The organism is Luteolibacter sp. Populi, from assembly GCF_040801775.1.
GTDB lineage: Bacteria > Verrucomicrobiota > Verrucomicrobiia > Verrucomicrobiales > Akkermansiaceae > Haloferula.
In genome coordinates this window covers 1914151-1939066 of sequence record NZ_CP161812.1, presented here as the reverse complement: position 1 = coordinate 1939066, position 24916 = coordinate 1914151, and the positions used below count along the sequence as shown (strand labels likewise).

Here is a 24916-nt window from a genome sequence, read left to right as displayed (position 1 = left end):
CTCAGATTTCCAGCATCTCCACCCCGTTCCCATTCACCTCCGGAAACACTACCCGCCCCTTCTCCAATCTCACCCCCGTCGCCACATCCTTCGAAATCAGCACCGCCCCATCCATATCCACATAATCCAGCAGCGGCAAAAGCTGCGCGATCGCGCTGATCCCCACGCTCGACTCCGTCATGCACCCCACCATCACCTTCAGCCCCCGCTCGCGCGCCTCCCGGATCATCCCCAGCGCCGGCGTCAGTCCACCCGCCTTCGTCAGCTTGATATTGATCCCGTCGAAGACTCCCGCACACCTCGCCACATCGCCCTCCGTCTGGCAGCTCTCGTCCGCGATCACCGGCAGCACGCAGCTCTCCTTCACCCGCTTCATCCCCTCCCAATCGTCGCGCAGCAGCGGCTGCTCGAAGAACTCCACCCCCAGCGCCTTCATCTCCGGCGCATTGGCCAGGGTCTGCTCCGCCGTCCACGCCGTGTTCGCATCGATCCGGAAAATCGCATCCGTGTGCCGCCGCAGCTCGCGCACGATCGCCAGGTCATCGTCCGTCCCCAGCTTGATCTTGTAGATCGGCCAGCCGTCGAATTCCTTCATCTTCGTCACCATCTTCTCGATGGTATCGATGCCGATCGTGTAATCGCTCAGTGGCAGCTTATCCAAGGTCAAGCCCCACAGCTTCCACACCGGCGCGCCCTGCAGCTTGCCCCACAGGTCGTGCGCCGCCTGGTCTAGCCCGCACAGCGCGAAGCGGTTCTCCCCCAGCACCGGCAGCACCCGATGCCACAGCTCCTCCGGCGTCGTGAAGCCGCCGCCCTCGATCAAGGACCGCGCCTCTTCCAGCGAAGCCCGCATCGACCCCGGCGTATAGAGGTGCCACGCATGCGAGGACGCCGCCTCACCGTAGCCCTCCACGCCCTCGTGCTCCAGCGTGATGATCAGATTGTGCTGCAGCGTCGTCGTCCCCAGTGAGATCGTAAAGGGATGCCGCAGCGGCAGGTGGATATCGCGAATACTGAGTTTCATCTTATATCAAAGCTTTATCAATGCCTGCCTCCGCGGTCCCGGGGCCAGCCAGTACCGGATGTCCTGGGGTTTCCTCATCACTTGATCCGTTCCAGCCGCATGTTCGCCAGCTCCACCGCCGTCACCCGGCCCTCTTCATCCGTTAGGAAGACCGCGTGCTCCTTCAGATACATCCCGGGCGGGAAGGAAAACACATGCGGGTTCACCGCAGTCAGGCGGTAGTCCACCATGTTCTCCGTCGTCGCGTAGAGCCGCCCGTGCTTCTCGTGCACCACGAAGGGGATCAGCCCCGGCCCGTAGCTGCCCATCAGCTTCGACCACTCCTTCGGCAGCGCCGGCCGCTTCGCTGGCACCCGCGTGAAGCGCTGCGGCCCCGCGACCAACACCGCCCCGCCGTCCTCGATCATCACCGGCAGGTTGTCATGGATCCGGCTGTTCAGGATGGCCTTGCCCTTGCCGCTTGAGGTCAGCTTGCAAGGCTGGCTCGCCAGATTCCCGGCCAAGCCGTCCCCATCCGCCTTCAATTCCAGCCAGAAGCTCTGTGATTCCCACACGCCTGCCAGCGCCGTGACCTTCTCGCTCTCCTCATCCAGGCTATCCCCCGCCCAAGCGCCCTTGGCATCCAGCATCCGTATCAGCGCCTCATTCGCCAGATACTGCGAACGGCCGTTCACGATGTCGTCGTTGATCAGCACCACCACCCCGATCTTCTGCTCCGGCAGATAGGTCAGCTGCGTGCTGTGCCCGTAAACCGCGCCACCGTGGCCCACCGTCTTGTGGCCATTCCATCCCCCGACCGCGAAGCCGATGCCGAAGCTCCCATTCGGATCCATCTGCGGCTTCCACATCGCCTCCAGCGTCTCCTTCTTCAAAACCCTGCCGCCCGGTGAATCCCCGCCCGCCGCCAGCATCGCGATGAAGCGCCCGAGATCGCCCGCCGTCGTGTAGAGATTGCCCGCCGGGATCGTCCCCAGGTCGAAGAGTGGAGTACTGCGTCTATCGTAGCCGCCCTTCCCATCCGCCACCCGGATGTGGGAAGCGATCACCTCCGGCACCTCCTTCTTCAACCACCCAGAACGCGCCATCCCCAGCGGCTTCAAAATGCCCTCCGCCTGCAGCTCCGAATAAGACTTCCCCGCCGCCTCCGCCGCGAACTGCCCCGCCAGGCTCGGCGCGATGTTCGAGTAGCGGTTCTCGCTGTCAGGCGGCGAGACCAGCGCCGATCCCTTCAGGCTCGCCACCGTCGCCGCCAGCGTCGGCTCCGTGTCGTCGAAGTAGCCGCCCGTGCTCGCCTCGCGCTGCATGCCGGAGCGATGGCAGAGCAAGTGCCGCAGCGTCACCTTCTGCTCATCGAAGGGATTCACCGGCAGGCGCTCCGCCGGCAGCGGCGCATCCAGGTCCAGCTTGCCCTGCTCCACCAGCCGCATCACCGCCACCGCATTGAAGACCTTCGAGATCGAGCCCGCGCGGAAAACGCTGTCCGCCTTCGCCTCGCCGAAACCCTTCTCATACACGATCTGCGTCCCATCCACCCAGGCCACCGCCACCCCGCCAAGGTCCCACTCCTTCATGTCGGATTTCACCGCCGCCTCGAAGGAAGAGATGGCGCTGCTGTAATCGGTCGCAAGGAGAGGGGAGGTGGACATGGCGATCAAGAGGGTGAGGAGGGATCTCATAAAAACGGGGTAGGGGAGTAGAGGGGTTCTCAGAAGCCTCGAAGGGGCGGCAGGGAGATAGCCCCGGGTACAACCCGGGGTTCGACGGTCGAAACAGATAGGCCCCCTGAAGGGGGGCAAGGAGGTTGGATTCATCGGAGCGTCCCGATGGAATATGCCTCCCGGCTCCCTTTCAGGGAGCGTCGACGCACGACCTAACCCAGGGCTGCGCTGCGCTTGCCCTGGGCTATCTCCCGGTCGCCCCTTCGGGGCTGAAGCCACCCCCCAATCCCCACCCCACGCACCCATCCCCATATCACTCAATCCCATCATAAAATCCCTCCCAGCGCACTCACCAAATCATCGATCATCTCCACTTCATGCCCCGAGCACACCGCGAAGCGCAGTATCCCCTCGGCCCCGCTTCCCACATACGAAGTCATCGGCACCAGGAACCCCGCCGCGCGCAGCTCGAAGTGCAGCCGCGCCATGTTCTCCGCCCTGCCGATCGCCACCCCGACATGCGCGGACGGCACCTCGTGCACCTCCAGCCCCAGCTCCTTCAGCCCGCGGCGCAGATGCAGCGTATTCCGCCGCAGCCTCTCCAAAAACGAAGGGTCGCCCGCCACCAGCTCCAGCGACTTCGCCGTCGCCGCCGCCACCGGGGAGGGCGGCGCACTCGCACCGTCATAGTAGTTCGAGGACTTTCTCACCCGCTCCATGAACTCCGCGGACCCCGTGATGATCCCGCCGAATCCACCCATCGCCTTGCCCAGCGTCCCCCCTCGCAAAATCGTCACACTCCTCCGCCCCTCCCCGCCATTCGCCAAATCCTCGATCCCCAAATGCTCCAAACTCCCGCGCCCGCGATCCCCCAGCACCCCCAGCCCGTGCGCATCATCCACCATCAGCACCGCCGGCGCGAACTCCTCTAACAACTCCACGTATTCATCCAAGGGCGGCAGATGCCCCGTCGCCGGCACCACCCCGTCGCTCATCACCAGCGGCACCCCGCCCGCTGGCAAGTGCGCTTGAATCTTCGCCCGCAGATCCTCCGCATCCCGCGCGCGGAAACGATGGATCGGCACCCCGCGGATCTTCGCCGCCTCCGCCACGCAGAAGTGCGCCGCCTCATCGATGAACACCGCCGCCGCCTCCGCCACCGCCTGCACCAGGATGTGGTTCGCCGCATACCCCGAGCTGAAATAGAAGCCCGCCTCCTGCCCCGCATGCTCCGCCGCCCGCCGCTCCACTTCTAACAGCGGCACGCTGTTCCCGAAGCCCGCCCGGCTCGTCGCTGTATGAAAGCCATACTTCCGAAACCCCTTGCACCCCGCCGCGATCACCTCCGGATGCCCGTGCAGCCCGTAATAACTCGTCCCCGCGAAGTAGCGGTAGACCCGCCCGTCGATCCTCACCTCCGGCCCGGGCGCGGATTCCATCAGGGGGGAGGGGAGACACTCATGTTAGAGGAGAGGCAAAACCACGGAACACACGGAACACACGGAACACACGGAATACATGGAATACATGGAATACATGGAATACATGGAATACATGGAATACATGGAATACATGGAATACATGGAATACATGGAAATTGAAAAACGAGTGGATCCTCTGAACCCCGATGAAGTGCCTTCCGTCATATTCATACTTCCGTGTATTCCGTGTATTCCGTGGATTCCGTGGTTAGATTCTTCTCAGCTCAAGACCGCCTTCACCACGTGCCCGTGGACATCCGTCAACCGGTAGTGCCGCCCCTGGAACTTATACGTCAGTTTCTCGTGATCGATCCCTAACAGGTGCAAGAGCGTCGCCTGGAAATCGTGCACATGCACCCCGTCCTTCGCCACGTTGAAGCCCAGCTCATCCGTCTCGCCATGCGTGTAGCCGGCCTTCACCCCGCCACCCGCCATCCACACGGTGAAGGCGTACGGATGATGGTCCCGCCCCCAGTTCGGGCGGTCGTTCAAGTCCCCCTGGATGAAGGGCGTCCGCCCGAACTCCCCGCCCCAGATCACCAGCGTGTCGTCCAGCAGCCCGCGCATCTTCAGATCCTTCACCAGCGCCGCGCTCGGTTGGTCGGTGTCCTTGCACTGCGAGTAGAGCTCCGTCGTCAGGCTCTTGTGCTGGTCCCAGCCCGCGTGCATCAGTTGCACGAAGCGGGTCCCGCGCTCGATCAGCCGCCGCGCCAGCAGGCAATTCCGCGCATAGGTCCCCGGCTTGTGGACGTCCGGACCATACATATCGAGCACCTCCTTCGGCTCGCCCGAAATGTCCGCCAGCTCCGGCACGCTGGTCTGCATCCGGTAGGCCATCTCATACTGCGCGATCCGCGTCGCCACCTCCGGATCGCCCGATTCCTCCAGCTTCCGCTGGTTCAGCCGCGCGATCCCATCGAGCATGTTCCGCCGCAGCGCCGGACTCACTCCCGCCGGGTTGGTTAGATAGAGCACCGGATCCGTCCCCGGATGCAGCTTCACCCCCTGATGCCGCGATGGCAGGAAGCCCGAGCCCCAGTAGAAGTCGTAGAAGATCTGCCCGCAGGTCGTCGCCGGATTGACGGAAGTCATCGCCACGAAGGTCGGCAGGTTCTGGTTCAGGCTGCCCAGCCCGTAGGACAGCCAGGCCCCGATCGATGGCCGCCCCGGAAGCTGGTTGCCGCTGAGGAAGAAGTTGATCGCCGGCGCATGGTTCACCTGCTCCGTGAACATGCTTTTCACGAAGCACAGCTCGTCCGCGATCCCCGCCGTGTAGGGCATCAGCTCGCTCACCGTCGCCCCGCTCCGGCCGCGGGCGTGGAAGGGCTCCAGCGGTGCCAGCAGCTTCTTGCCGCTCGCATTCCCGGTCATCGTGCTGAAGCGCTTCCCCGCCAGCAGCGAATCCGGCACCGCCTGCCCGTGGCGCTTCGCCAGCTCCGGCTTGTGGTCGAAGAGTTCCACATGGCTCGGCGCACCGTTCTGGAAAAGATAGATCACCCGCTTTGCCTTCGGCGCGATCTGCGTGAGCTGCGCCGGCACCTCCTCCCCGAACAGCTCCTCGCCGAGCAGAGTCGCCAGCGCCGCCATCCCGATCCCCGTCGCGCTCTTCCCGAAGAAGTAGCGGCGGTTGATGAGGAGTTGCCGTTCGGTGATCGGGTCCATGGTTCAGTTCAAGATGGGAAGCTCGGTGCTAGGTCCGCGTCCAAGGGTACGTAGTCCCGCCTTTAGGCGGACGAATGGTCCCCGACGGCGGACCACATCGCGGCCATGAGCGGGAAACGCCGTTGCGATGCTGCCGACTTCGAAGGGTTGAAGGCAGGGACCGCTCTGCCAGGGTGTTCGGGAGAGGCCTCTCCCGGGGGGCTTGGGGCGATGCCTGCCGCGCGAGTGCTACGTCCGCCTAAAGGCGGGACTACGTACCCTTGAAAACCGGCTGCCAATGTCCGTTCACCTCTCATCACTCCTTCGTCATCGCCTCGTCCGTGTTCAGAATCGAAAGACACACCGATGCCAGCGCCGCCATCTCCACCGGCTCCGCCTCCACATCCACCACCGCATCCCCCTCCGCCAAAAACGCCTTCGCGCTCTCCCCATCAAATCCCGCCAACGCCGCCCGATACGACTCTAACAAAATCACCGCCTCTTCCTCCGTCGCCTCACGCCCCGTCACGATCCGGAACGCCCTCTCCAACACCTTCTCCCGATCCTCCCTCAAAGCCCGCACCGCCAACAACCTCGCCGCCTCCACATACGTCGTGTCGTTCAACATCGACAGCGCATGCAACGGCGTGTTCGTCCTTGAAGGATTCACCGTGCACACCTCCCTCTTCGCATTGTCAAAAAACATCGGCGGCGTGCTGATCCGCCGCCAGAACGTATACAAACTCCGGCGGTGCAAACCCTCCCCCTTATCCCGCACATAGGCCACCTTCCCGAAGGTCGCATCCGGCCACAGGTTCGCAGGCGCATACGGCCTCACCGGCGCGCCGCCGATCCGGGGAACCATCGCCCCGCCCGTCGCCAGCGCCTGGTCGCGGATCATCCATGCCGGCAGGCGGAAGCGCGGGCCGCGCGCCAGCAGGCGGTTCGCCGGATCCCGCTCCAGCATCTCCGGCGTCACCCGCGACGACTGCCGGTAAGTCCGGCTGGTCACGATCGCCCGCACCAGACGCTTATAGTCCCAGCCGCTGTCCATGAAGCCCGCCGCCAGCGAGTCTAGCAGCTCCGGATGCACCGGCACCTCGCTCTGCACGCCGAAGTCCTCCGGCGTCTTGATCAGGCCGATCCCGAAGAACTCCTGCCAGGCCCGGTTCACCGTCACCCGCGCCGTCAGCGGATGCTCGCGCGAGACCAGCCACCTCGCCAGATCGAGGCGGTTCGCCGGACCCTCGCCCTTCGGCAAGGGCGGCAGGATCGCAGGCGTCGCCGCCTCCACCTCCTCCAGCGGCTTGTCGTAGGAACCCACCGACAGCACATGCGTCGCCCGGCGCTGCTTGCGGTCCGCCATCACCATCACCTTCGGCATGCCCTCGCGCAGCTTCTTCAATTGCGCATCGAGCCCGCCCTTCGCCGCGGCCAGCGTGCCATGCTCCGCATCACTCTTCAGATACGCCTCGCGCACCGCCTTCGCCTGCTCCGGACTGCGCTCCTCGGCCCGCACCCGCAGCGCCTCCGCCAGCGACGGAGCCTGATCGGACAGCGCGGGCGATGCTTCCCCGGTCATCGCCAGACGGAAGCGGCCGAGGTTGTGATTCGGATGCGGCGAGTCATGGCGCAGCGTGATCTCGATCACCGCGCGCGGCCGCACCTCGATGCCCTCCGCGAGGTGGAAGATCGCCGCGTGATCGCGCTCGATCGGCTTGCCTTCCCACACCGCCCAGCCGCTCTGCGGATCCTCGTCGATCGCCCCACCGACGACAAAGCGCGCGCCCTGCTCGAAGCTGGCCTCCGCCCGCCCGAAGCGCAGCGGCTCCCGCTTCCCGCCCGGCAGCACCAGCGCCGCCTCGAAGCCTGTTAGAACGAAGTTCCCGCTATCCGACCGCGCGATCCCGCCCAGCGTCATGCTCGGGTGCCGCATCGCCTCCAGGCGCAGCGCCGTCATCCTCCCGCGCGGCGCGGGCGTACGCACCACGTAGGTCACGTTCGCCGGATTCACGCCGGAGGTCAGCAGCGAGCGATCCTCCAAAATCTTCGACTCCGCGCCGGTGATCATCTCCAGGTCCAGCACCTGCCAGGCATCCGCCGCCTCGCCCGCCAGCCGCGTCTTCTCCCACGCCGCTTGCTGCGGCTCTAACAACTTCGTGCGCTCCGCCAGCTTCTGCTCCGCCTCGCCCAGCGCCTTCGCCAGCCGTTCGCGCTCCACGCGCTGGGCCTCATCCGGCACCGCCAGCGCGGGCGCGGTCTGCGGATCGCCGCCGCTGCCATCCACCGGCGTCTGGTTGAAGAAGGCCATCAGGCTGTAGTAGTCGCGCTGCTTCAGCGGATCGTATTTGTGATCGTGGCAGCGGCAGCAATTCATCGTCAGCGCCATCCACACCGTCCCGGTGGTCTCCGCCATATCCATGGCGTAGTTCACGCGGTTCTCCTCCGGGATGCTGCCGCCCTCGCCGTTGATCGGGTGATTGCGCAGGAAGCCGGTCGCCAGGATCTGCTCCTCGGTCGCATCCGGCAGCAGGTCGCCGGCGAGTTGCCAGACCGTGAATTGATCGTAGGGCAGGTTGCGGTTGAAGGCCGACACCACCCAGTCCCGCCACGGCCACATCGTCCGGTCGGCATCGCCCTGGTAGCCGTTCGAGTCCGCATAGCGCGCCGCGTCCAGCCAGGGCCAGGCCATCCGCTCGCCATAGGCCGGGTCCGCCAGGAAGCGGTCCACCAGCTTCTCCCAGGCATCCGGCGCCGCATCCGCCACGAACGAGGAAACTTCCTCCGGCGATGGCGGCAGCCCGCGCAGGTCGAAGGAAAGCCGCCGCACCAGCGTCTCCTTCGGTGCCTCCGCCGCGAAATCCAGCCCTTCCTTCGCCAGCCGCTTCCCGACCGCCGCGTCCACCGAGCCGCTCTGCGGCGGCACCTTCACCAGCGCCCAATGCGGCTGATACGGCGCGCCGCCCTCGATCCAGCGCTTCAGCAGCGCCTTCTCCTCCGCCGAAAGCTTCAGGTGTGAATCCGCCGGCGGCATCACCTCGTCCGGATCGGTGGAAGTGATCCTCTGCCAGACCAGCGACTCCTCCGGCTTGCCCGGCACGATCGCCTTGTCCGCATAGGCCGCCTCCGCCACGTCCAGCCGCAGCTCCGCCTCGCGCGCCTTGGCATCGAAGCCGTGGCAAGCGAAGCAGCGGTCCGAGAGGATCGGGCGGATCTCCCGGTTGAAGTCGGGCACTTCCGCCGCATGCCCCGCCATCACCATGACAAGCACGGCCAGCCCGCAGATCTGGAGCCTAGGGTTCAATGCGTAAGGAATTACGGCAGATTCAGTGGATTCTTCCCAATTTGAAACGATGGGTCAATCTTCGGGGTGGCCCGCTCACGCTACGTGTGCCTTCCGCGGCCCCGCCGCCGTGGACTGCGCGCAGCCTGCTGCCGCTGTCCCGATGCAGCCTGCTGCAAGGGGCGCTGCAAAGGCGAAGCACAGGGTGTGGCGCGCCGCGGACGGAGCGTGGAATACGGAACTCTCCCGTGCTTCACGGCAGCAGGCTGCCTGCCCACAGCGGCAGCGGGCTGCGCGCAGTCCACGGTCGCTGCGCGACAAATGCGCCGCAGTTACTTCCACAGTTCCGCTGCCACTGCTGGCGATGGTCCGGTGCCTTCCCCGGTTCTTGGCGTAGCCTCTCGTAGTCATTGCCAGCCTCCTCCTCCGGCACGGGACAGGAGCTCGCTCCGTCCGGTGCAAAAGGTATGGTTCTCTTTTTCCCCCTTCTTCCCTTCTTACCCTTCTTCTATTTGTGCCCTGAGTGTGCCCCGAGTGTGCCCTGAGTGTGTCTTTTTCGGAGAGGCCGTTTTCGTAACCCGGTGTGGGACAAGGAGCCAGGGTGTGTCCTGAGTGTGCCCTTTTTGGGCCATCTAACAGAACTTCCCGGGAAACATCCGATTTTCAGCCGCGTGCTTGCCAAAGCACTGTTCATGTGTACACTGAAAACAACCCGCCTGTCGAGTCTGAAGCGGGAATCTTGCGCCATCTGAAACCCTCCTGCCCCTGCCGACGGATTTCCTTTTGAATAAGATGCGTTCCGCCCGCGTCGCAGTGAAGGAGGGCTTCCGTCCCTGCCCGCGAAATGCTATCTTGCTACCCATCATGAAAGCCGTGCTGCTCTCTTCGCTGCTCCTTTCCTTCGTCTTGCCGGTGTCCGCCGAGATCCGGCGGCCGGAGCGCAAGACCTTGATCGACCGGGATCCGGACGTGATCCACCTGGCCGAGCATGTCAAAAACCCGATCGAACTGCGCGTGATCAAGGCGGCCAACGTGTTTTCCGACAAGAACGGCCAGATCAAGCTCGGGGTGCTGGAAGCGGACCAGACCGTGGTGCTGGATGCCATGACCGCGAAGGCCTACAAGGTCCGCGGCAAGGGCGGGAAGAACGGCGTCGTCGGCTGGGTCGGCCCGCAGGCGTTCGCTTCGAAGGATCCGGAATTCGTGGAAAATCTCAAGAAGCTCCACAAGCGCCAGCTCGAGGTCCAGCAGCTCATCGACGAGAAGCAGGTCGCGATCGGGATGACCGCCGAGGAGGTCGACAAGTCCCGCGGCACGCCGACCAAGCGCCAGACCAAGAAGACCGGCAAGGGCGAGACCGGGCGCTGGGAGTATGTGGAATACGAGCAGGTCTCCCACTTCCAGTACGTCCGCGATCCGGTCTCCGGGCAGGTATTCCGCACGCTTTCCCACACCACCCAGGAGGAGAAGAACAAGACCGTGGTCGAGTTCGAGAACGGCGTGGTGGCTTCCTTGGAAGAGAGCGAGCAGCGCTCCGGAAGCCCGGTGAAGATCATCGTCCCGCCGCTGGTGTTTGCCTGGTGAGGAAAGGTGGTTTTGAAGGTGGTCCGCACAGTCCTCTGTGCGGCCGAAGCCACCCTTGTAGCGCGCCTCATCCTGGGGCCCTCGGGTGGATGCCGCCGTCAGAACTGCTTCGACCGCACAGGGGACTGTGCGGACCACCTTTTAAAGGCGGCTGCGGGCCGGGAGCGGGCTGCCGGGGACCATTCGGCCGCACAGAGGACTGTGCGGACCACCTTTTCGGCGCTTGGCGAGGATTTCGGGTTGAATGATTGCCCGGAAGTGATGCCTTTGTGTCAAGGATCGCCGTCCGTGCGGGCCTCATCCGGATCTCACTATGAAAAAACCAGCTATCGCAAAACCGGCCGCCGGCTTCACCCTCGTCGAGCTATTGGTGGTGATCGTCATCATGCTCGTTCTCGTCGGCCTCGGTGCCGCGGTCTTCGGCCAGGTGCGGACGAAGGCACAGCTCACCTCGAGCGTCAGCAATGTCCGCGACCTGGGCATCCGCGTGGAGAGCTACAGCCAGGACAACGCCGGCTTGCTGCCGGTTTACAAGGACTCCTCCCAGGATCTCTACTGGTGGGGCACGCTGGTGAAGGACCACAAGAACGAGTCCGAGCTGGGCATCTTCAAGAGCCCCGGGGACAAGCTGTTCGACGTGAACAAGGTCGAGACCACGGTCTCCTACGGCTGGAACGGCCATGTCTGCGGGATGTCCGAAGATGGCAGCGGCGGCGAAGGCCCGAAGCGCAAGATCGCTTTCAAGAATCCGTCCCAGATCCTGGTGCTCACCGAGAGCCCGAAGAAGGGTGGCCAGGGCCTCTTCGATAAAAGCCACACGCCTGATCCCGACCGCTACAAGGGCAAGGCCGCCGCGCTGATGCTCGACGGCTCGGCCAAGGCGCTGGTGATCGAGTCCGAGTTCAAGGCCGACTCGGCGTGGTTCATGACCGAGAAGGAGCGGGACGCCCGCGGGTTGAACTGAGGGAGGCGGGATTTTTTTCCGAGGCGCGCGTTCCGAGAGGGGCGCGCGCTTTTTTTTGCGGGGGGGGCCTGCCGCGGCGCAGCCGCCGTGGACTGCGCGCAGCCTGCTGCGAGGGGCGCTGCAAAGGCGAAGCACAGGGAAATGTCGAACCGCGGACGGAGCTGGATTCGGAACATCCCGGTGCTTCACGGCAGCAGGCTGCCTGCCGACAGCGGCAGCGGGCTGCGCGCAGTCCACGGTCGCTGCGCGACTTTCGGTCCGGGACTTGCCGGTGAGAATCACGCTGCCGCCTCACCACGTGCTTCGGCGATCTCGCGGATGCGCTCTTGCACTTCCTCCGGGCCGGCGGCGGTGGGGACGATGTGGACGAAGGGCTCGCCCTGCAGGGAGAGGAAGATCTCGCGGCACTTGGCGAGGGCATCGCGCTTCTCGAATTCATTCGCGGTATCGCCGCGGGCACCGATGCGGGAGAGGGCGGTGTCCACGTCCAGATCGAGGATGATCAGGAGGTCGGGCTGCGGGGCGAAGGCCTCGTTCCGCGCGCGGATCTCCGCGGGGTCGAAGCCGCGGGAGCCTTGGTAGGCCATGGTCGAGAAGTAGTAGCGGTCGAGGATGACGACCTTCCCGGCGGCGAGGGCGGGGGCGATGAGCTGCTCCACATGCTCGCGGCGGTCCTTCAGGAAGAGTTCCAATTCATCGGCAGGGGAGAGGCGGCCGGTGGCGGCGGTGGCTCGGATCTGGCGGCCCCAGGGACCGTCGGTCGGCTCGCGGCCCTCGACGACCTCGCGGCCCTGCTCGCGGAACCAGGCGGCCAGCAAACGGGACTGGGTGGACTTGCCGGTGCCGTCGATGCCTTCGAGGACGATAAAGAGGCCTGCTTGCTTCATCAGGAGGGTGCCGGACGCTGGCGGACGGGAGCGGGGAGGGCAAGGTTAAGGTGATTTCCACCACCTCCGCCGAACGCGAATCGGTCCGGAGCATTGCAGGAACACGCTCCCAAGCCGGCCGTATCCCGCGATGATCGTGCCAGCAAAGGATCGACCGGAAAGGTATGCCGATTCCCAACCCGAAATTCTCCAGGCCCAACTCAAGATCCTTCTAACATGAACCATTTGATACTGAGTCCCGCCAGTTGGATCCTTGACTTCCGAATATCGATTCGCTAGACGTCCTTCAGCTTGAAATATCACCTCCTCCCCCTCCTATCCGGGAGTCTTGGCTTGTTGGTTGCCGGTTGCGCGGGAACCACTTTCCACCGGGTAGCAAATGACAACAGCGACAAGGGTATCCGCTATCTGGAATACTCCACCTATCTGCTCGTGACCACCGACAACAACGGCGGCATCAGCAGCGAGATGATTAACATTCCCGACAAGACCCGGATGATGAGCGCCCGTCCCTGGGCGTTCATGTCGTCAAACGACACCACCCTGAGCTTCAAGGAGGGTGTCCTGGCCACCTCCGTTTCCTCGATGGATACGACCAAGGTGGCGATCGCGGTTGCCGACCTGGTCAAGGAGGTAGGGGCCAAGATGATCGGGGCCAACGACCCCGGGGAGGCCGCTCTTCCCAAGGGAACCGTTCCGGCACCGCGGCTTTTCAAGCTGATGAACGTGAAAGGGGCGCCCCGTTTTGTCGAGGCACCCGTGGATCCGATGATTGTGAATTTCGCTCCTCCCGAACCCTCGCCCGCCGCCGAATGAAGCCCCTCTTCCAGCATGCCGCCATCATCGGCCTCACCTTGGTTTTCAGTTCGTGCATTTCGGTGGTCACGGTAAAAAAGACCTCCCAATACCCCAACGCCAAGGGCCGCCGTGTCTACATACCTGATACCTATCTGATCGGAAAACCCGCGAAGGACGGGACGATCGTCTTCACGCGATTCCACCATCGGGACGAGACCAAGGAATACGCGGTCGATGCATTCACTCTTTTCGGCAAGCAGACGCTCAACATCGATTATGAGGCGGACATCCCCGGCGTCGCCTCGAAGATGGACATCAAGCAGTCCACCGATGACGTTGCGGTCAAGGGCGTGGCGGCGGTGAACGAGGCCATCAAGGCGCAGTTGGATAGCAGCTCCACCGAATCGAAGGCAATCGCCACGAAGATCGAGACCGCCCAAGATACGGTAGCGCAGAAGACGCTGGCGTGGGAGAAGGCGAAGATCGAGCTTGCTGCAGCCCCCGCGGACAAGAAGGCCGAGAAACAGCTGGCGGTGGATTTGGCACTCAAGGAGCTGGAAGCGGCCAACGCGAAGCTCCGGCGTGCCGTCCTCGGCGCGAACGACCCGAGTTCGGGAGGCCATGTGGCGATGACCCCGATCGTCTACAAGGTGGTCATGGACGGCAAGGGTCCCGGCCGCTTGGTGAATGTCCCTTATCTCGAATTCGCCGCCATGCTCGGGGCGAAGGCTGGCATGGGTGAGTACAGCAACCCGGCCCCGCAGGTGAAGGTGGCCAGCTCGAAGAAGATCGAGGCCGCGCCGAAGGATCCGCCGGCACCCTTCCTGGCCATCTCCAGCGATCTGGTGGAAAGGAAGGACAATCAACTCAGCCAGGCCCCGATCAAGTTCACATCCGATACCGAGCTCTCTTCGGTAACAATCGCATCGCTGACATTCCGGGCACCTGGAGCCGCGGATAGCAGTGCATCGGAGCATCTGCCGTCCGTGTACCTCACGGATAGGAAAACCGGCATGATCCGTTTTCAACCCGACACTCCGGCGGGTGACTATCTTCTGGAACTGGGTATCACCCCCGTGGACGGCGCCTCTGCTCCCACCACAAGCTTCGCGTTCCGGGTGCAGTGACTTCTCCGGCTTATGCCAACGCCCGCTGCCATCACCTGCCGTGCCAGCCACTTGGGTTCGGTCAAAAAGCTGGACCCGGCGATCCTTGCACTCCTGCGCGAGAAGATTCCCGGCCACTTCGGCGAGGGCTCGGGAAATGACATCGACTTGGTCCTGGAGAATGCGGTGCTCGATCCGTTCCGATTCCGCGCGGGACCGCTGGTGTCCTCGCTCGAGCTCCATCTCGCACTGGAGGGTCTGGTCGGGTCCGGCGCTGGCGCGGCGCGGAAGGTCGGTCTGATCTTCGCGGGGGGATACGCCTTCAAGCCGGGGATTTTCGGCCTGATGTTCGACCGGGGCTTCAGGACCAACGACGATGAGAACCCGAGGTTTACCACTCCGGCGCGCCAGGGATGCGCCGTGTTCCTCGATCCGATCGGCAGACTGCGGGCACCGGGCATCCCGGACCGCAATACCTCGCAGGATTTCCAGAAAGAAGTTCTTTTCACCGCCACTCACGAGCTGGGGCATGTCTTCAATCTCGGCCATCAGGAGAACCTGAACAATTTCATGAGATCGAGCCTGCCGGGTAGCGTGTTCCCGGCGGCTGCTTTCAAGTTTCTGGAAGGGCAGAAGCGGATCCTTTCCCGCTGCTCAAGGGACGTGCATGTAGAACCCGGCGGCTCCAAATGGGGGGATCTGGGTCCGGATATCGACATCAGGGACGGTGGCGTCTACGACCGTCCTCCCGGGAACCTCCCCGTGGATCCGAAGAGCCCGCTCCGGCTGCAGATCGGCCTGGCGATGACCGCCTTCCACTACTACCAACCGATGGAGCTGGATGTGAAACTCGGACTAGCCCGCGGGACGAAGGCGAGCGTGACCGTGCCGGACCGCGTGGACTGCGGATATCCCGACTTCACCTTGTGGATCGAGGACTCCGATGGAGAAATCCGGCGCTACCGTCCGCTGAACCACTACTGCTCCCTGCCGGGGGATCTCGAGATCAAGCCTGGGAAGCCTTTCCGCCGGGACATCAGCATCTTCGGCCAAGCGGGAGGCTATACGTTCCGCAAAACGGGTCCCCATCGGATTTGGGCGGAATTTCAGATTCCCGGGGGGCGGTGCATCCGCTCGAACGTGCTGGATTTCGAACTCCTGGGTCCGGGCCGGAAGATGCAATCGCGGGCGGATCACCGGAAGCTCGTGCAGATCGCCGGTCCCGCGCTTTTTTACCGGTCCCTCCATCTTGGCAGCAGGTCCGGGCGCGCCCTGAAGCAGCTCGCTGACAGCAAGGGGAAGGACTTCATCGCCGACCGCGCTGCGGCCTGCTACTCGCTAGGGCGCATCTTGGCGAAGCGGGCGCTCGCCGAGAAGGGCAAGGCCGATGCTCGAACCGCCATCCGGCATCTGTCGGTAGCTGCGGGGTATGAGGACATCGGCATCAATCGGCGGCATATTGCGCTCGAGCTGACGAGGCAGCTGAAGCGGTTGCTGTAACGCTTTCAGGGAACGCGCCCGGCGTGTGCGGACCACCTTTCAAGACCCCTTCACCCGCGCCAGGAAACGCAGGACGGTGCGGCCGGTTTGCTCGAGGGCGGCGGGGTCGATCACTTCCAGGGTATCGCCCGCCTGGTGCCAGTAGGGCATTTGCGTGAAGTCGCCGATCAGGTGGAGGGTGGGCAGCTTGGTGCCCTGCAGGGGGATGTGGTCGTCCAGGATCTGGCCGGGGTAGGATGTGAGATCGAAGCCGGAGTCCTTCGCTGCCGACTTCACCGCATCGCTGAAATGGGCGGGAGCGTCGGGGTTGGATTGGATCGGATACTTCTTGTCGCCCACCAGATCGAGGACGATGCCGATGGCGGGCCAGGTGCTGCGCTTGGAAAGTTCGAGGGCGTAGTACTTGCTGCCGTAGAGGCCATCGGCGTGGGTCAGGCTGCCGAGCAGGGCTTCCTCGCCATCGAAGAGCACCAGCTCGACCTGACCCGCGGCCTGCGGGTCGGTGGCGAGCACGCGCGCCAGCTCGACGATGACGCCGGTGGAGGAGCCGCCGTCATTGGCCCCGATGAAATGGAAGGCCGGGAGGTCCTTGCTATCGATGTGGCCGCCGATGACGACCGGCAGCGACTTGGTCCAGTCCGCGGTGCCATGGCGGGCGAGGAGGTTGCAGAAATTCACCGGGCCGCGCGGGGTCACGCGGGTGAAGGTCTGGCGGGCGGTCGTCCAGCCGGACTTGGCGAACTCCGCTTCGAGGTAGGCCATGACCTTGCCGTAGTTCTCGCTGGCCGGCGGGCGGGGGCCGAAGGCGGTGATCGCCTTGACCTGCGCGTAAGCATGGTCACCGGAGAACTTCTCCGCCAGATCGGGCAGGGCGGTGAAGGTCAAGCGTGCGCCGGTTCCGATGGGTTCGGGCGGCTTCGGCTTCAGGAAGAACCATGCTGCCACGGTCAGGACCAGCAGCAGCAGGACGATGGGTGCGCGCTTCACGGCCCTTGGGATGTTCCGGAAGCTACCGGCTGTCGAGCGGAATGGCGCGTGGCTGCGGCATCCTGCGGTAGCTTCGCGGGGGGGGGAACTCCCTCAATCTGATCGATGCCCCCGTTTGCGGCGCAGCCGCTTTGGAGTGTGGCGAGCATCGCCGCTTTTGGGCGATGCCAGCCGGAGATCGCCATGTCGAATTCGCTTCTTTGTCGACCCTCACCTGCCGGTCAAAAGCGTCAGTTGCTCCGACCTCACACGCGCACTCACCCTCGAATCGCCTTGTTCTGGAATCTTGGGGTAGGGGAGCATTGGATAGGTGGATTAGATGCGGCGCTCTGAGGGGATGACGCGCAGGAAAGCGGCGATGCTCGCCGCACTCCAAAGCGGCTGCGCCGCCATCCGGGGGGACGTATCGCGAGTTGTCCGCGAAGCCCAAGGGGGAAGCTCGGGGTCTTTCCTCACATGTCCGCCACGCCGAGCAGATCGAGGATCCGCTGCAGGTCGTCATCGCCGTAATACTCGAGCTCGATGCGGCCCTTCTTCGATCCGGGGTGGATCATGACGTGGGTGGCGAAGCGGTCGCGGAGCTTGTTCTGCAGGGCGCGCAGGTGCGCATCCGGAGCGGCAGGGCTGGAGGCGGCACCGGCGGCCAGGGACTTGGCACTGTCGTTGGTGACGCTCGATGGGTCGAAGGACTGGGCGAGCTTTTCCGCGGCGCGGACATTGAGCTTCTTCTTGAGGATCTGGTCGGAGGCCAGGAGCTGGGCGTCCTTGTCCTTGATCGAGAGGATCGCCTTGCCGTGGCCGACGGTGAGGTGGCCGCGGGCGACGAGGATCTGGACGTCGGCATGCAGGTCGAGCAGGCGCATCGCATTCGCCACGCTGGCGCGGGACTTGCCGACGCGGGTGGCGATCTCTTCCTGCTTCATGGAGAATTCCTTGGCCAGGCGGACGTAGCCGGTGGCTTCTTCGATCGCATTGAGATCCTCGCGCTGGAGGTTCTCGATCAGGGCCATCTCCAGCACGTCGCGGTCGGAGGCCTCGCGCTCGATCACCGGCACCGTGGCCAGGCCGAGTTTCTTGGATGCGCGCCACCGCCGTTCACCGGCGATGAGCTCGTACTTGTCATCCACCTTCCGGACGATCAGCGGCTGGATGATGCCGTGCTGGCGGATCGACTCCATCAGCTCGTCGAGGGGGGTCTCGATGAAGTGCGTGCGCGGCTGCAGAGGGCTCGGGACGACTTGATCGATAGGCACCTCGCGGGCGCGGCCGTGGCCATCCACGGAGGCCGCAGCGTCCTGCGAAGGGTTGCCAGTTTGTTTGCGGATCAGGGCTCCGAGCCCTTTTCCTAGTGCCGGTTTGGACATGGGGCGCGGAGGTTGGCAAAGGGCACCTGCGATGCAAAGCTCATTCACCCTTCTGCGGAGCTATTTTTAAAAAATGAGCTTAGGGATTGGCGGGGGTAAATTTCCGTGGACAATCTAGGGTTTTTGCTGCGGTGGGGCGACCGGATTCGGGGAAGTCGCACGGCGAAAGGCCCGGAGAAGATTCATCGCATGATCGAGGGCTCCAACTTACCTCATCTTTTGCACCAGCTTCCGCCAATTGCGGCAGGACCAATCCAGTGAAGGAGGAATCTGCGGGATCGGCGCGCCGGAGGAGCAATGCTTGGCTAGCTTTCTGGCGGCGTCGGCGGCCTCCCTATCATATTTCAGTCGAGGACCCTCCTGTGATTCATCCGTCGTGCCGGTATTCAGAAACTGGATCCAGTTCTCAAGCCGGTCTTCGGCAAAAATGAAGACGACTTGCTCGAATTGCGCCGCAGTGATTCCGGCCTCATAGGCTACTTTCCTGAACTCTTCTTTCAACTGGTCCGGATTGTCCATATCGTGATCCACGTCCGCCCAAACCATCAGGGTGGTGTTACCGCCCATCTCAAGACATAGACGCAGTTGATCCGGCATTGCTGCCATCAAGCTCGTCCGGCCGCCGCAGGCTTCCGTGCGGATCACACTATTCCCCTGCCAAGGGCGGATCCATGAGGGATCAAGCGCTTTGACGAGAGTGCGGATGAAGAGCGGATCAATGCTGCGTCCCTTCTTCCCTTCGTGAAGGCAAAGGATCTGAGTTCGGTTAGCCACGGACCCACCCCCTTGCTATGGCTTCTCCGGGGCTCAAACCTTCGGGGATGTTCAGCGGCCCGATGCGGGTCGGCGAAGTATGGTTATCCCGCCAAAGGTAGCGTCCGTGCTCCTCTCCCGCACTGGTCAGCACCTCCGGATGGTGGGAAATCAGAATGGCCTGGTGTTCGTCATCGAGAAGTTCCCTCATGGATAGGACCCATGGCTGCAGTTCGGGCAAGCCCACGTTGTTATCCGGTTCATCGACAAGCACGGTATGAGCTGCGCCGGTGGCGAGGGCGGAACGCACCATATAAAGACCAATCAGCGCTTTTTCGCCATCGGAGAGCTGGTTAAACAAGAACAGCCCGGAGTCCGGAGCATGGGCGCTCTCGAAGCGGAGTTGCAGAGCCTTGGCATTCAGTCCGACGTCCATCAGTCGAAACGACTTGAAGTCGGGCCATACGTCGCGGAGGGAATCCCTCAGCGAGTCTGTCCAATCCTGCTCCTGGGAAAGGGTACGGTACCAAGATGTTAGATTTCCGAGATCCACGGCCGGATGCGCGGATTCACCTTTGCTTTCCTTTTCCATTGCCCGGGGGGTCGGCCTCAAGATCAGGAGGCTCGAGAGAGCCTGCTGTAGGATCTGTATTTCACGTCGATCTCCAGCCGGTTGAATCGAAGCGAGGGCAGCTTGTCGCCAATCGAGCGGAAATCCCGATTGGGTTCCATCGCGTTTTTGAAAACGTATTCCGTCGAGATCCCTGTCGAACAACTCCTTTTTGTCACAAGTGGCACGTTCCCGGATTATCCGTGGTTTTTTTCCTCCGGGTGCGTGCTCGATGTGGAGTAGGTATTCAAACGAATGGCCGTTCGCCGTCACTCCGAGCTCGAATTCTTGAATGTAGCTGTCAAGCCAGTTGGTGAACTCCAGACAGGAGATATCCCGTTCGCCATCGCCGCCGAGATAGCCCTCTCCGGTGGCGAGGTTCCTAATCAGCTGGATGGCATCGAATACCGAACTCTTGCCTGCTCCGTTAGGGCCGCAGAGAACACCGAACGAATCGAAGCTGGCATCGAAGGCGACGAGGCAGCGGAAATTGTTGGCGTAGAGCCGCGTAATCATGCGGCTATCGTAGGTGTGCGGGCTCGAAGGTCAATGTTGCCATTCAGCGACCGGCCTTCTCGCGGATCAAGAGGACACGGTCTTGCTGCTTGCCTTCGAGTGCGGTGGCAACGGCTCCGGGGGTGCCGGCGGGGAGGCTGGCTTGTTCGCCGGTCTCGGGATCGAAGACGATGACCTCCACCTGTTCCGGCTTGAAGCTTACCTTGAAGGGGTCGTGGTTGATCGGCCCGGCTTTCACATCCGGCAGGTAGACCACCGCGAAGCTGCCGTCTTCCGCGACGGCGGCCATCGGCATTTGATCGGGCTTCCAGCCGCCTTCGGGTGCCTTCAGGAAGGTGTCGTCGCGGCGGAGCTTGGTCCAGTCGAGGCCTTCCATGAAGCGGCGCATGATGCCCATCTGCGCCGCACCGGGAAGGCTGAGCGCCTGCTGCCAGGGAGTGCGGGCGTCGGTGAGTTGCTTGCGCTTGGCCGGGTCGTGGAATTGCCAGATACTATGCGTGCCGTAGACGTGGCCGCAGGCCCCGGAGAGGACGCTCCACCACGCGGAGCGGCGGACATCGTGATCGCCGAACCAGAGGGTCGGCTTGCCGTCCTTCATCAGGCCGCGGACGGGGTGGTCTTCGTAGTTCGGTTCGCCATCGAGGGTCGGCTTGAGCGCGGGCAGGGCGAGGTTCCTGGCATTGAGGGTGTAGTTCGGGAAGGCGGCGCGGCCATGGCCGGACTGGAACATGTGGAAGTCCAGCCAGGCTTCATCCGGCCAGTAGTCGGAGGAGTTGGCTTCGCCCATCGGGTGATAGGAGATGAGGTGCTTGCCGCCATCGCCTTTCTTGATGCCTCCGGCCATGGCGCGCTGGATCGCACGGTGACTTTCGTTTTCGATCGGGCGGTCGCCACCGAGGATCCAGATGACGGGCTGATCCTTGTAGCGCCGGCCGAGCCACTCGCCGAAGCGGGCGGCATTCTCCGGGGTGAAGATCTCCGGGCCCTTGCCCCACTTCTTGTTCCACTTGTCGCCCCAGGTCGGGAGCAGGCCGGTGTAGAGCCCGCGCTTGGCGGCCTCCCCGATCACCCAGTCGATGTGCTGGAAGTAGGCATCGCGCGGCTTGGCGGGATCGTTGTTCTCCAGCGGCAGCTCGCCGTAGGCATTCGGCTGGTCGAACTCGAACTCGGCCAGGGCGACGGCCAGGACGGTGTTGAAGCCCTGCTTCTGGCGGGCATCGAGGTAGGTGATGGTTTCCTCGCGGGTGAGGCGGTGGAAGAGTTCCCAGGCAGTGTCACCGAGCAGGAAGAAGGGCTTGCCTTCGGTGGTCTCGAGGTGGCGGTGGTCCGGGGCGACGCGAAGCTCCGGGAGGGCGGCGAGGGGGGCGGTGCCGAGGAGCAGGGAGAGGAGGATGTGCCGCATGCGGGTGATACCGGCGGGGCGGGGTGGTTTCTATCCGGAGACGTTTCACTGGAACCGAGCCGCGGTGGGAAGCTCCCTCACCTCCTCCGCGGGCCGGTCCCGCAGCTTTCCCTACCGCGGGACAGCTTCCCACACGGAGGACGCCTGCCCCGATGCGTTATTATTAACGCGATCCAGAGTCGTTGCGATCGGCAGGAATTACGGGGATTTCGGAAAAAATGATCTCAAAATCGGACGCCAGGTTGAAATGTCTTTCCATGGGAAAAAGCGTCCTCATAACGATGCCTCGGGCGATTGAAGTTATACTAAAAATCCAGTCACGAATATCATGAAAACCCACCCCGGGAGTCTCCTTCTCGCGCTGCCTTTCCTTTTGGCCGCGAATGTCGCTCAGGCCATCATCGATGACACCGACGGTTTCCGGACCGGCACCACCAATGACATCGGCGGTAGCGGCAATAACAACCACAGTGCCGCCATCGGCGAATACAACGACGCCACCAACGCCAGCATGGCGGTGGGAAGCGGCAATACCGCTGTCAATTACGGTTTTGTCAGCGGTAGCGACTCCTGGCTGGACGAGTATTCCTACGACTGCATTACCGGGGGGAATAACAACTCGATCGAAAGTAGCTGGGCGACAGCGGTCTTCGGAGCCTGGAACCTGATCGCAGGCCAGAACCACTCCTTCGCGGCAGGAACCTTCAACAACATCAATGCTTCCCCGGGATCCTCGAATATTCTCCTGGGGCACAACAACGCCATCCTTGGAGGTGGCGGCAGCGAGATTGTGCTGATCGGATCCGGCAATACCGCGGAAGGATCCATCGCGTGGGCGCTCGGGGAGGGGAATATCGCACAAAACGGGACGGTGACACTCGGCACGTACGCGGCCAAGGTTTCCAATGCCTCGCTGATTGTGGGCAAAGGGACCTCTTCGGCCCGTTCCAACGCCCTGGTGGTCCTGAAGAGCGGAGCGGTCTCGATTCCCGGCAGCCTGACGATCGGAGGTAGCCCGGCGGCCACCGCGTCCTATCTGAGTACCAACAAGTATCTTCAGAAAGCCGGGCCCGGGGCATTTGCCCACGCTGACGCCTACCTGGCATTTGGTGTCGGGGCATGGGCGACGGGAGCCGGCTCGCTGGCCATCGGTGTTGCCACTACGACGCTGGGCACCGATTCCATCGCCTTGGGAAGGGATGCCACCACGACCGCGACGGCTTTTGGATCGGCGGCACTTGTCGGAGGAATGACAAGTGGCGAGTATTCGCTGGCCGCCCAGAAAGGGCGGGCACTGGGATACGCTTCGACCGCCATAGGCGGGTATGACTATCTCTTCAGCGCGGAGGGCAACCACGCGAGCGGCGAGAACTCGATCGCGATCGGCGGTGTCGAAAACGATGCCGAGGGCTTCGCGAGCTTCGCCGCGGGAGCCTTTACGAGGGCCAATACCGCCTATTCCTTCGCCTTGGGCAGCTTGAACAAGGGCTACTCCGGGGACCCGGATTCCTGGGTGGAAAGCGACGTCCTCCTCGAGATCGGCAACGGTGCCTCCGAAAGGGCCTCCGGTCCTCCTTCCGCCAGCCTGCGCTCGAACGCCATCACCACCCTCAAGAACGGCGAGACGACGCTGACCAACAAGGCTTGGAAAGCAAACGTGGCGGGCAGCGGCGATCCGCTGGAGGATCCGCCGGCGACCACCACCGACAGCGTCGGCCGGGCCCTGGTGGTGGAGGGGCATACCGAGCTGAAGGGCAAGGTGATCATTTCCGAGGCGCAGGGAGATATCTCGATGGGGATCTATGAATAGGTTCCCGGATCGCCGCCGCTTCCGTCTCCCGGCTCGGAAGGTGTAAGGGTGTGGATCCGTCCATTCCCCGATGTCACTGGACTGCGGGAGATGGCACGATTCGCTTGTTCCGGCATTCGCGGCCTATCTGGCGAAGGGAGGCTCCCTGCCGGCGCTCGAACAGGATCCGAGCAACGAGACGAAATTTCGCGACGTGATCGGAAAGGATTTCCGCTTTACCAAGAAGCCGCTTCTCTCCGACACGATCGGAGTTATCGACGTCTACAATCTCGCCAAGCCAACTCGGGCGGAAGGAGGCGATTCAGGAAACCTTGATCGGCGGGAAAAGGTAGGAGGGCTCGCGCCGCCGCCGGAGAATGACGAAGGATCCGAGTGCGCCGAGGAGGGCGGCGGAAGGTTCCGGGACGGTGGTGAACTTGCCAGTGATGGTGACGCGTCCGACATCGCCTTTCATCCGTGTTCATCCGTGGTTCCTTCTCCTTCAAGGAATCCGGACGCATCCCGTGGAATCCTCACAACCCCGGATTGATTTTCCGGCGGCATGGGCTCATTTGTTAGCTCTCCGATGGCCAAGGTAAAATTCAGGGACTACTACGAGGTGCTGGGCGTCAAACGTGACGCGAGCCAGGACGAGGTGCGCAAGGCATTCCGCAAGCTGGCGCGCACCCACCACCCGGATGTGGCGAAGGACAAGTCCACCGCGGAGGAGAAATTCAAGGAGATCAACGAGGCCTACGAGGTGCTGGGCGATGCGGACAAGCGCAAGAAGTACGACCAGCTGGGCGAGCACTGGAAGCATGCCGGGGACTACGGCGGCGGCGGCGGCGGTGGGGGTGCCGGGGGCTTCTGGCCGGGCGCGGGGGACGAGGACCAGGGCGGGAACTACCATTTCGAAGGGACCGGCTTCAGCGACTTCTTCGAGAATTTCTTCGGCAGCCGGGCCTCGCGGGGCGGCTTCACGGCGCATGGGCCGGGCGGGGCGAAGAGCAAGGTGCCGCGCCGCGGGCGCGATATCGAATCAGAGATCCTGGTGACGCTGGATGAGGCGATGAACGGTTCCGAGCGCTCGCTGGTGATCCAGACGCGGGATCGCAGCGCGGAGCGCAAGACGGTGACGATCCGGATTCCGAAGGGGATCACGGAGGGGCAGCTCATCCGCGCCGCGGGACTGGGCGAGCCGGGCCAGGCGGGCGGCACGGCGGGCGATCTTTTCCTGAAGGTGCGGATGGAGCGCCACCCGGATTTCCGGGTGGAAGAGCATGACCTCTACTACGACCTGCGGCTCGCGCCCTGGGAGGCGGTGCTGGGGGCCACGGTGCCGGTGCGGACTCCCCACGGGGAGACCAAGATCAAGATCCCGGCGGGAGCCGAGGCGGGCACGGAGTTCCGGCTGGGGGGCAAGGGCCTGCCGAAGGGCAAGTCGGGCGGTTTCGGCGATCTCTTCGCGGTGGTGCAGGTGGTGATGCCGGCGTCCGTGACGGATGAGGAGCGCCAGCAGTGGCAGGCGCTGGCGGAAATTTCAAAATTCAATCCCCGATGAAGTGATGC

General features: G+C 63.6%; 19 protein-coding genes. 7 read left to right on the top strand and 12 right to left on the bottom strand.

Annotated features, from left to right (window positions below):
• Position 1 precedes the first annotated feature (1 nt).
• From ABWK72_RS07615 to ABWK72_RS07595, 5 genes are all read right to left on the bottom strand, one after another.
• Positions 2 to 1024 carry a dipeptide epimerase gene (locus tag ABWK72_RS07615; RefSeq protein WP_367874191.1) on the bottom strand — a complete coding sequence of 341 codons (1023 nt, stop codon included), beginning with the start codon at positions 1022 to 1024 and terminating at the stop codon, positions 2 to 4.
• 77 nt (positions 1025 to 1101) lie between these two features.
• Entirely contained in the window at positions 1102 to 2700 is a 1599-nt protein-coding gene (locus tag ABWK72_RS07610; protein WP_367874190.1) for a serine hydrolase domain-containing protein, read from the bottom strand.
• Positions 2701 to 3008: 308 nt separating this feature from the next.
• Entirely contained in the window at positions 3009 to 4121 is a 1113-nt protein-coding gene (locus ABWK72_RS07605) for an aminotransferase class I/II-fold pyridoxal phosphate-dependent enzyme (protein ID WP_367874189.1), read from the bottom strand.
• A 261-nt stretch (positions 4122 to 4382) separates the two neighbouring features.
• Positions 4383 to 5825 carry a DUF1501 domain-containing protein gene (locus tag ABWK72_RS07600; RefSeq protein WP_367874188.1) on the bottom strand — a complete coding sequence of 481 codons (1443 nt, stop codon included), beginning with the start codon at positions 5823 to 5825 and terminating at the stop codon, positions 4383 to 4385.
• Between the two features lie 295 nt (positions 5826 to 6120).
• A complete protein-coding gene (locus tag ABWK72_RS07595) occupies positions 6121 to 9108 on the bottom strand; it encodes a PSD1 and planctomycete cytochrome C domain-containing protein (protein ID WP_367874187.1) in 2988 nt (995 codons plus the stop codon).
• An 843-nt stretch (positions 9109 to 9951) separates the two neighbouring features.
• Here ABWK72_RS07595 and ABWK72_RS07590 point away from each other — a divergent pair.
• Both ABWK72_RS07590 and ABWK72_RS07585 read left to right on the top strand, forming a co-directional pair.
• Complete coding sequence (locus ABWK72_RS07590) at positions 9952 to 10671, top strand: hypothetical protein (RefSeq protein WP_367874186.1); 720 nt, start codon at positions 9952 to 9954, stop codon at positions 10669 to 10671.
• A 313-nt stretch (positions 10672 to 10984) separates the two neighbouring features.
• Entirely contained in the window at positions 10985 to 11635 is a 651-nt protein-coding gene (locus tag ABWK72_RS07585; protein WP_367874185.1) for a prepilin-type N-terminal cleavage/methylation domain-containing protein, read from the top strand.
• A gap of 278 nt (positions 11636 to 11913) precedes the next feature.
• On the opposite strand, the gene tmk is transcribed toward ABWK72_RS07585, so the two are convergent.
• Positions 11914 to 12522 carry a dTMP kinase gene (gene tmk / locus ABWK72_RS07580; RefSeq protein WP_367874184.1) on the bottom strand — a complete coding sequence of 203 codons (609 nt, stop codon included), beginning with the start codon at positions 12520 to 12522 and terminating at the stop codon, positions 11914 to 11916.
• Between the two features lie 291 nt (positions 12523 to 12813).
• Here tmk and ABWK72_RS07575 point away from each other — a divergent pair, with 291 nt between their 5' ends.
• The 3 genes from ABWK72_RS07575 to ABWK72_RS07565 are packed head-to-tail and all read left to right on the top strand — an operon-like array spanning position 12814 to position 15926.
• Positions 12814 to 13338, top strand: a complete 525-nt coding sequence (locus ABWK72_RS07575) for a hypothetical protein (protein ID WP_367874183.1) — start codon at positions 12814 to 12816, stop codon at positions 13336 to 13338.
• Positions 13335 to 14447 carry a hypothetical protein gene (locus ABWK72_RS07570; RefSeq protein ID WP_367874182.1) on the top strand — a complete coding sequence of 371 codons (1113 nt, stop codon included), beginning with the start codon at positions 13335 to 13337 and terminating at the stop codon, positions 14445 to 14447. Before ABWK72_RS07575 ends, ABWK72_RS07570 begins: the two co-directional genes overlap by 4 nt.
• Positions 14448 to 14459: 12 nt before the next feature.
• Positions 14460 to 15926, top strand: a complete 1467-nt coding sequence (locus tag ABWK72_RS07565; protein ID WP_367874181.1) for a hypothetical protein — start codon at positions 14460 to 14462, stop codon at positions 15924 to 15926.
• 39 nt (positions 15927 to 15965) lie between these two features.
• Here the strand turns inward: ABWK72_RS07565 and ABWK72_RS07560 are convergent, their stop codons facing one another.
• From ABWK72_RS07560 to ABWK72_RS07540, 5 genes are all read right to left on the bottom strand, one after another.
• A complete protein-coding gene (locus ABWK72_RS07560) occupies positions 15966 to 16913 on the bottom strand; it encodes a M28 family peptidase (protein ID WP_367874180.1) in 948 nt (315 codons plus the stop codon).
• A 452-nt stretch (positions 16914 to 17365) separates the two neighbouring features.
• Positions 17366 to 18277: a ParB/RepB/Spo0J family partition protein gene (locus tag ABWK72_RS07555; protein ID WP_367874179.1), complete on the bottom strand. Its 912-nt coding sequence runs from the start codon at positions 18275 to 18277 to the stop codon at positions 17366 to 17368.
• 207 nt (positions 18278 to 18484) lie between these two features.
• The gene (locus ABWK72_RS07550) at positions 18485 to 18922 is read right to left on the bottom strand and encodes a hypothetical protein (protein ID WP_367874178.1); all 438 of its coding nucleotides are present in this window, start codon (positions 18920 to 18922) and stop codon (positions 18485 to 18487) included.
• A 121-nt stretch (positions 18923 to 19043) separates the two neighbouring features.
• Positions 19044 to 20156: an AAA family ATPase gene (locus ABWK72_RS07545; RefSeq protein WP_367874177.1), complete on the bottom strand. Its 1113-nt coding sequence runs from the start codon at positions 20154 to 20156 to the stop codon at positions 19044 to 19046.
• Between the two features lie 43 nt (positions 20157 to 20199).
• Complete coding sequence (locus tag ABWK72_RS07540) at positions 20200 to 21558, bottom strand: DUF4038 domain-containing protein (protein WP_367874176.1); 1359 nt, start codon at positions 21556 to 21558, stop codon at positions 20200 to 20202.
• Between the two features lie 328 nt (positions 21559 to 21886).
• Here ABWK72_RS07540 and ABWK72_RS07535 point away from each other — a divergent pair, with 328 nt between their 5' ends.
• Entirely contained in the window at positions 21887 to 23368 is a 1482-nt protein-coding gene (locus ABWK72_RS07535) for a hypothetical protein (protein WP_367874175.1), read from the top strand.
• 301 nt (positions 23369 to 23669) lie between these two features.
• Here ABWK72_RS07535 and ABWK72_RS07530 read toward each other — a convergent pair whose 3' ends face one another.
• Positions 23670 to 23822: a PEP-CTERM sorting domain-containing protein gene (locus ABWK72_RS07530; RefSeq protein WP_367874174.1), complete on the bottom strand. Its 153-nt coding sequence runs from the start codon at positions 23820 to 23822 to the stop codon at positions 23670 to 23672.
• A gap of 111 nt (positions 23823 to 23933) precedes the next feature.
• On the opposite strand from ABWK72_RS07530, the gene ABWK72_RS07525 reads away from it, so the two are divergent.
• Entirely contained in the window at positions 23934 to 24908 is a 975-nt protein-coding gene (locus ABWK72_RS07525; RefSeq protein WP_367874173.1) for a DnaJ C-terminal domain-containing protein, read from the top strand.
• Positions 24909 to 24916: the final 8 nt, after the last annotated feature.

Bases quoted from the DNA above. Each gene is read 5' to 3' on its own strand.
- ABWK72_RS07615 (WP_367874191.1), bottom strand. From the start codon at position 1,024: ATGAAACTCAGTATTCGCGATATCCACCTGCCGCTGCGGCATCCCTTT.
- ABWK72_RS07610 (WP_367874190.1), bottom strand. From the start codon at position 2,700: ATGAGATCCCTCCTCACCCTCTTGATCGCCATGTCCACCTCCCCTCTC.
- ABWK72_RS07605 (WP_367874189.1), bottom strand. From the start codon at position 4,121: ATGGAATCCGCGCCCGGGCCGGAGGTGAGGATCGACGGGCGGGTCTAC.
- ABWK72_RS07600 (WP_367874188.1), bottom strand. From the start codon at position 5,825: ATGGACCCGATCACCGAACGGCAACTCCTCATCAACCGCCGCTACTTC.
- ABWK72_RS07590 (WP_367874186.1), top strand. From the start codon at position 9,952: ATGAAAGCCGTGCTGCTCTCTTCGCTGCTCCTTTCCTTCGTCTTGCCG.
- ABWK72_RS07585 (WP_367874185.1), top strand. From the start codon at position 10,985: ATGAAAAAACCAGCTATCGCAAAACCGGCCGCCGGCTTCACCCTCGTC.
- tmk (WP_367874184.1), bottom strand. From the start codon at position 12,522: ATGAAGCAAGCAGGCCTCTTTATCGTCCTCGAAGGCATCGACGGCACC.
- ABWK72_RS07570 (WP_367874182.1), top strand. From the start codon at position 13,335: ATGAAGCCCCTCTTCCAGCATGCCGCCATCATCGGCCTCACCTTGGTT.
- ABWK72_RS07565 (WP_367874181.1), top strand. From the start codon at position 14,460: ATGCCAACGCCCGCTGCCATCACCTGCCGTGCCAGCCACTTGGGTTCG.
- ABWK72_RS07555 (WP_367874179.1), bottom strand. From the start codon at position 18,277: ATGTCCAAACCGGCACTAGGAAAAGGGCTCGGAGCCCTGATCCGCAAA.
- ABWK72_RS07545 (WP_367874177.1), bottom strand. From the start codon at position 20,156: ATGATTACGCGGCTCTACGCCAACAATTTCCGCTGCCTCGTCGCCTTC.
- ABWK72_RS07540 (WP_367874176.1), bottom strand. From the start codon at position 21,558: ATGCGGCACATCCTCCTCTCCCTGCTCCTCGGCACCGCCCCCCTCGCC.
- ABWK72_RS07535 (WP_367874175.1), top strand. From the start codon at position 21,887: ATGAAAACCCACCCCGGGAGTCTCCTTCTCGCGCTGCCTTTCCTTTTG.
- ABWK72_RS07530 (WP_367874174.1), bottom strand. From the start codon at position 23,822: ATGAAAGGCGATGTCGGACGCGTCACCATCACTGGCAAGTTCACCACC.
- ABWK72_RS07525 (WP_367874173.1), top strand. From the start codon at position 23,934: ATGGCCAAGGTAAAATTCAGGGACTACTACGAGGTGCTGGGCGTCAAA.